The sequence below is a fragment of the Streptomyces sp. NPDC060198 genome, from assembly GCF_042728415.1.
Lineage (GTDB): Bacteria > Actinomycetota > Actinomycetes > Streptomycetales > Streptomycetaceae > Streptomyces.
In genome coordinates, this window is sequence record NZ_JBHWZJ010000025.1 from 34,114 (window position 1) to 40,639 (window position 6,526).

The window sequence follows — 6,526 nt, forward strand, 5'->3', positions numbered from 1 at the left end:
GGGACCCGGGCTCCTTCGGGTCGAGGACGGCGCCAGGGCTCAGCCGACGACGGTCCAGGTGTCCTTGCCCGCGAGGAGAGCCGCCAGATCGCCCTTGCCCTGCTGCTCGACGGCCCTGTCCAGCTGTTCGGACATCAGGGTGTCGTAGACGGGGCGTTCGACGCTGCGCAGGACTCCGACGGGGGTGTGGTGGAGGGTGTCGGGGTCGGCGAGGCGGGACAGGGCGAACGCAGTGGTGGGTGAGGCGGCGTGGGCGTCGTGGACCAGGACGCGGGAGCGGTTCTCGTCGGTGACGGCGACGACGTGGAGGTCGCCGGTGGCCGGGTCGCGGACCACGCCCTTCGAGCCGTCCGTGCCGAAGAGGATCGGCTGCCCGTGTTCGAGGCGGATGACCGCCTCCTGGGCGCGTTCCTTGTCCTTGAGGGCCTCGAAGGCGCCGTCGTTGAAGATGTTGCAGTTCTGGTAGATCTCGACCAGCGCCGTGCCGGGGTGGTCGGCCGCCGCCCGCAGCACGCCGGTGAGGTGCTTGCGGTCGGAGTCGATGGTGCGGGCCACGAACGAGGCCTCCGCGCCGAGCGCCAGGGAGACCGGGTTGAAGGGTGCGTCCAGGGAGCCCATCGGGGTCGACTTGGTGATCTTGCCGACCTCGGAGGTCGGGGAGTACTGGCCCTTCGTCAGGCCGTAGATCCGGTTGTTGAACAACAGGATCTTCAGATTGACGTTCCGGCGCAGGGCGTGGATGAGGTGGTTGCCGCCGATGGAGAGGGCGTCGCCGTCTCCGGTGACCACCCACACCGACAGGTCGCGGCGGGAGGTGGCGAGACCGGTCGCGATGGAGGGGGCACGGCCGTGGATGGAGTGCATCCCGTAGGTGTTCATGTAGTACGGGAAGCGGGACGAGCAGCCGATGCCGGAGACGAAGACGATGTTCTCCTTGGCCAGGCCGAGTTCGGGCATGAAGCCCTGGACGGCGGCCAGGACGGCGTAGTCGCCGCAGCCGGGACACCAGCGGACTTCCTGGTCGGACTTGAAGTCCTTCATCGACTGCGGGGCGTCGGCCTTGGGGACGAGCTGGAGGAGCGGGTGGTCGGTGTCAGCCATCGATGGTCTCCTTCAGGGCGGTGGCGAGCTGTTCGGCCTTGAACGGCATGCCGTTGACCTGGTTGTAGGAGTGGGCATCGACGAGGTACCTGGCGCGGATCAGGGTGGCGAGCTGGCCGAGGTTCATCTCGGGGACGACGACCTTGTCGTACCGCTTCAGGATCTCGCCGAGATTGCGCGGGAAGGGGTTCAGATGGCGCAGGTGGGCCTGGGCGATGGTGTCCCCGGCCGCGCGCAGCCGGCGTACTGCGGCGGTGATGGGGCCATAGGTCGAGCCCCAGCCGAGGACGAGCGTGGTGGCGCCGGTCGGGTCGTCGACCTCCAGGTCGGGGACGTCGATGTTGTCGATCTTCGCCTGGCGGGTGCGGACCATGAAGTCGTGGTTGGCCGGGTCGTAGGAGATGTTCCCGGTGCCGTCCTGCTTCTCGATCCCGCCGATGCGGTGTTCGAGGCCGGGGGTCCCGGGGACCGCCCAGGGGCGGGCGAGGGTCTCGGGGTCGCGTTTGTAGGGCCAGAAGACTTCGGTGCCGTCGTCCAGGGTGTGGTTGGGGGTGGTGGTGAAGGCGACCTGGAGGTCGGGGAGCTGCTCGGGGTCGGGGATGCGCCAGGGCTCGGAGCCGTTGGCGAGGTAGCCGTCGGAGAGCAGGAAGACCGGGGTGCGGTAGGCGAGGGCGATCCGGGCGGCCTCCAGGGCGGCGTCGAAACAGTCCGCCGGGGTCTTCGGGGCGACGACCGGGACGGGGGCTTCGCCGTTGCGGCCGTACATCGCCTGGAGCAGATCGGCCTGCTCGGTCTTGGTGGGCAGCCCGGTGGACGGGCCGCCGCGCTGGATGTCCACGATCAGCAGCGGCAGTTCGAGCGAGACGGCCAGGCCGATGGTCTCCGACTTCAGCGCCACACCCGGCCCCGACGTCGTCGTCACCCCCAGCGACCCGCCGAACGCGGCCCCCAGCGCCGCCCCGATCCCCGCGATCTCGTCCTCCGCCTGGAACGTCCGCACGCCGAAGTTCTTGTGCTTCGAGAGCTCGTGCAGGATGTCGGACGCCGGAGTGATCGGGTACGAACCGAGGTAGAGCGGCAGCCCCGCCTGCCGGGACGCCGCGATCAGCCCGTAGGACAGGGCCAGGTTCCCGGAGATGTTGCGGTACGTCCCCGTCGGGAACGCCTTCGAGGCCGGCGCGACCTCGTAGGACACCGCGAAGTCCTCGGTCGTCTCACCGAAGTTCCAACCCGCCCGGAAGGCCGCGACGTTCGCCTCCGCGATCTGCGGCTTCTTCGCGAACTTCAGCCGCAGGAACGCCTCCGTGCCCTCCGTCGGCCGGTGGTACATCCACGACAACAGGCCCAGCGCGAACATGTTCTTGCTCCGCTCGGCCTCCTTGCGCGACAGGCCGAACTCCTTCAGCGCCTCGATCGTCAGCGTGGTCAACGGCACCGGGTGGACGTTGAACGCCTCCAGCGAACCGTCCTCCAGCGGGGAGGTGTCGTAACCGACCTTCGCCATCGGGCGCTTCGTGAACTCGTCCGTGTTCACGATCAGCTCCGCCCCGCGCGGAACGTCCCCGATGTTGGCGCGGAGGGCCGCCGGGTTCATCGCGACCAGGACGTTCGGGGCGTCACCGGGCGTGAGGATGTCGTGGTCCGCGAAATGCAGCTGGAAGGACGAGACACCCGGCAGCGTCCCGGCGGGCGCCCGGATCTCGGCCGGGAAGTTCGGCAGGGTCGACAGGTCATTGCCGAACGACGCCGTCTCCGAAGTGAAACGGTCGCCCGTCAACTGCATACCGTCACCGGAATCCCCGGCGAATCGAATGATGACCCGATCCAGTCGACGGATTTCTTTCACGCCGACCTCCGCATTCGTCGCACGGGGAGCGCGCTGCTCCCCGAGGACAGCCTCGTCGGTCACATCGGCCTGGCTACTGACCTGGCTGGTCACTGAACTGGACCTCCCTTGGGCGGCGGCCCCGGAACAGCCGGCCCGCCGACGGTCCCCGGGGCCCACACTACGTCGGTAAGGGGCGTCTTCCTCCGTCGATCATATGGGGAGCGTCGGCGAGGGAGGCTGGTTCCCTCCTATTTTCCTGACGACTTCCAGCCTTACGTGGCAGATCGGAGGCCGGTGCCGTCTCGGCCTTTCGGCGTAGGCCGCACCTTTCCCGTCCGGTGAGGATTGAGCGCGCCGACAACCGTTCAAGAATGCGCGCTGTCCGGAATTCGGAGACGCGGGCGGAGGGGAACCGCGCCGGGAGGAACGAGGCCGAAGGGAGCGGTCCGGGGATGCGGGGTCCGGCGGAGCGGGGAGGGGACGCGGGGCGGCAGGGGCGGTCCGGGCCCGCCGGGCCACGGGGCGCCGTCCGAGGTGGGCGGGGGTGTGCGGCCGGAGGAGCGGGCCCTACGAGTTCAGATAGGTCAGCACCGCGAGCACCCGCCGGTGGTCGCCGTCGCTGGGCGCGAGACCGAGCTTGAGGAAGATGTTGCTGACGTGCTTCTCCACCGCGCCGTCGCTCACCACGAGCTGCCTGGCGACGGCGGAGTTCGTCCGCCCCTCCGCCATCAGACCGAGGACCTCCCGCTCGCGTGGCGTGAGCCCCGCCAGCACGTCCTGCTTGCGGCTCCGGCCCAGCAGCTGCGCCACCACCTCCGGGTCCAGCGCCGTCCCGCCCGCGGCCACCCGCACCACGGCGTCCACGAAGTCCCGCACGTCGGCGACCCGGTCCTTCAGCAGATAGCCCACCCCGCGCGTGCTGCCGGCCAGCAGCTCGGTGGCGTACCGCTCCTCGACGTACTGCGACAGCACCAGCACTCCGACGCCCGGGTGGTCCTTGCGCAGCCGCACCGCCGCCCGGACGCCCTCGTCGGTGTGGGTCGGCGGCATGCGTACGTCCGCGACCACCACGTCCGGCAACTCCTGACGTGCGTGCAGCTCCGCCAGGAGCCCGAGCAGCGCCTCAGCGTCCCCCACCCCGGCGACGACCTCGTGCCCGAGATCGGTGAGCAGCCGGGTCAGCCCCTCCCGCAGCAGGACCGAATCCTCGGCGATGACCACTCGTACCCGCACTGTGTTCTCCACGCTGCCGCTTCCCCCACTGCTGTCGTCGTCCGGCGCCGGGCACCCGGCGGTTCGCTTCCGTGCCCAGCATCCCAGCCCGGGGCCGCACGGGCGGAACGGGGTGGATTGCCGATTTCAGGGACGGCACGGGCGAGCATGGCAACGTCGGGCGCGAGCATTCACCTATGGGTGGGAAATAGCTGGTGAGAAGGGCATGAGGCGCGATGGGCGGAGTATATTTCGCGCGTCGGTGCGCCAGGGGGACTGCGGGCGGTTCCGCCGTGAAGAGATGAACGGCGGTGGGGAACAGGGAAACATGGTCAGGAAGAAGTCCATGATCATATGATCCGCGGTAGCCCTGGCATGGACCCGTTCCGCACCGCTCCCGCCTTTCCGGCAGAGCGGAGACGGAAATTCCGGATACGCGGCCGTCGCCCGGCCCGGTGCCCACAACCGCAGCGTCCACGGCAACACATGTTCGTCCGCCCACCGTCCACCAGAGTTTTCCGGAACACCCGGATGCCACGGACCGCTTTCGGACGTGCCGACGGCCGAGACCGCCTTTCCCGCCTTCCTCGGGCCGTGCGGGACCCGCGCGGTACCGCTGCCCGTCTCGGGCGTGCGGGGTACGCGCGGGGCGACGTTCACCGGGGCGCCCCGCCTCCGCCGCCGGCGGGGCGCTCGGGCTCCCCGCGCCGGTCAGTCCCGCCAGGGGAGCCGGGCGGTCACCGTCGTCGGTCCGCCCGCCGGGGACTCCACCGTGAGGCTGCCGTCCACGGCCCGCAGACGCTCCGCGAGTCCGGCCAGTTGGCCGCCCGCGGTCACGTCCGCGCCGCCCCGCCCGTCGTCGTCGACCCGGATCACCAGGTGCTCGGGGCGGTGCTGCCCGTCCTTGCGGTCGTAGCGGTTCTGCCGGTCCGCCGTCCGGCGCACCGTGACCGACGCCCGGGTGGCGAGGGCGTGCCGGGTGACGTTGCGGAGCAGTTCGGAGACGGTGACGTACGCGAGGTTCTCGATCGCCCGCGCCGGGCGCAGCGGCAACTCCACGTCCACGGAGACGGGGACCGCGCAGCGGGAGGCCACGGAGGAGAGGGCGGCGTCCAGGCCCCGGTCGGTGAGGACGGCGGGGTGGATGTCCCGGGCGAGGTCGCGGAGCTCCTGGAGGGCGACCTTCACCTCGCCGTGCGCCCCGTCGATCAGCCGGGCCGCCGCTTCGGGGTCCTCGGCGAGCCGGTCCTTCGCGAGCCCGAGCTCCATCGCGAGGGCGGCGAGCCGGGCCTGGGCGCCGTCGTGCAGATCGCGTTCGATCCGGCGCAGGTCCGCCGCCGCCGTGTCCACGACCACCCCCCGGTCCGACTCCAGCTCCACCACGCGGGAGTCCAGCCGGGACGGGCCGAGCAGCCCGGTGACCATCACCCGGTCCACCGAGGCCAGCCCCCGGACGATCCACGGCGACACGAGCACGAGGACCAGACCCGCACCACAGGTCGCGGTCAGCTCGAAGGCCGAGTCCAGATAGACGCGGTGCGTGGCGTCCCCGTACAGCTGGAGGCCGTCGATGCCCACGTACGCCGGGAAGACCCAGGCCCACAGCGGGTACGTGAACATGCTCCAGGCGGTCGCCACCACCGTCACCGCGACGGTGAACGCGAAGACCGCCCACGGGAAGTGCAGGAACCCGTAGAGCAGGTGGCGCCAGGAGGCCCCGTTGCGGAGCGCCGCGCCCGCCCACGAGAACACCCCGCCGGTCCGGCCCCGCACGGGCTCCGGATCGGCCACGTCGAGCCCCAGCAGGGCGCGGGCGCGCCTGCGCTCCAGGGCGCCGAACCCCCGGCACACCGCCAGGCCGGCGGCGAGGACCGGGATGCCGAGGAAGGTGACCATGAGGCCGGCGCTCAGCGAGACCGTGGTGACCACGAGGGTGAAGAGCACGATGCTGACCGGCAGGCTCAGCAGGAGGTACAGCAGCTCCCGCCAGGTCCGCCCCTCGACCGGCGCGCGGAGCCCGGCCGGGAAGAAGTGCTTCTCGTCGTGGCGGTCCCAGGAGCCGGTGCCGCCGCCACCCTGCCCGTCCCGTGCGTCCGATCCGTATGCCGTGGCCATCGCTGCCGTCCGTTTCCGTTCTCGGGTGAGGCCCGTCGTGGGCCGTTCTCCGTCCGCCGTCCCGTCGCGTGCCGTTCCGTGCACGCGAGGGCCGTGCACGCGGTTTCCAGGGACGTCGTCCCCGGCCCGTGCGCGGCTTGCCGGCCGATGACTCCAGCCTCTTCCGCAGGGGCGCTCCGCACCATGAGGGCCCTCTCCGTATCCAGCGGGGGGTTACCCCCACCCCGGCGTGCGCGCCGTGCGCACGCCGGAGGGCCGGAGCGCACGCGC

At 71.1% G+C, this 6,526-nt stretch carries 4 protein-coding genes; all 4 read right to left on the reverse strand.

Annotated elements, in window-relative coordinates; translation table 11 throughout:
- Positions 1 to 39 precede the first annotated feature (39 nt).
- A complete protein-coding gene (locus ACFWEP_RS06085; RefSeq protein ID WP_387366247.1) occupies positions 40 to 1,101 on the reverse strand; it encodes a 2-oxoacid:ferredoxin oxidoreductase subunit beta in 1,062 nt (353 codons plus the stop codon).
- Entirely contained in the window at positions 1,094 to 3,040 is a 1,947-nt protein-coding gene (locus ACFWEP_RS06090; protein WP_387366250.1) for a 2-oxoacid:acceptor oxidoreductase subunit alpha, read from the reverse strand. Before ACFWEP_RS06090 ends, ACFWEP_RS06085 begins: the two co-directional genes overlap by 8 nt.
- Positions 3,041 to 3,496: 456 nt before the next feature.
- Positions 3,497 to 4,150, reverse strand: coding sequence for a LuxR C-terminal-related transcriptional regulator (locus tag ACFWEP_RS06095; protein ID WP_387366259.1), 654 nt, complete (start codon positions 4,148 to 4,150; stop codon positions 3,497 to 3,499).
- A gap of 702 nt (positions 4,151 to 4,852) precedes the next feature.
- Positions 4,853 to 6,256 carry a sensor histidine kinase gene (locus ACFWEP_RS06100; RefSeq protein WP_387366253.1) on the reverse strand — a complete coding sequence of 468 codons (1,404 nt, stop codon included), beginning with the start codon at positions 6,254 to 6,256 and terminating at the stop codon, positions 4,853 to 4,855.
- Positions 6,257 to 6,526 lie beyond the last annotated feature (270 nt).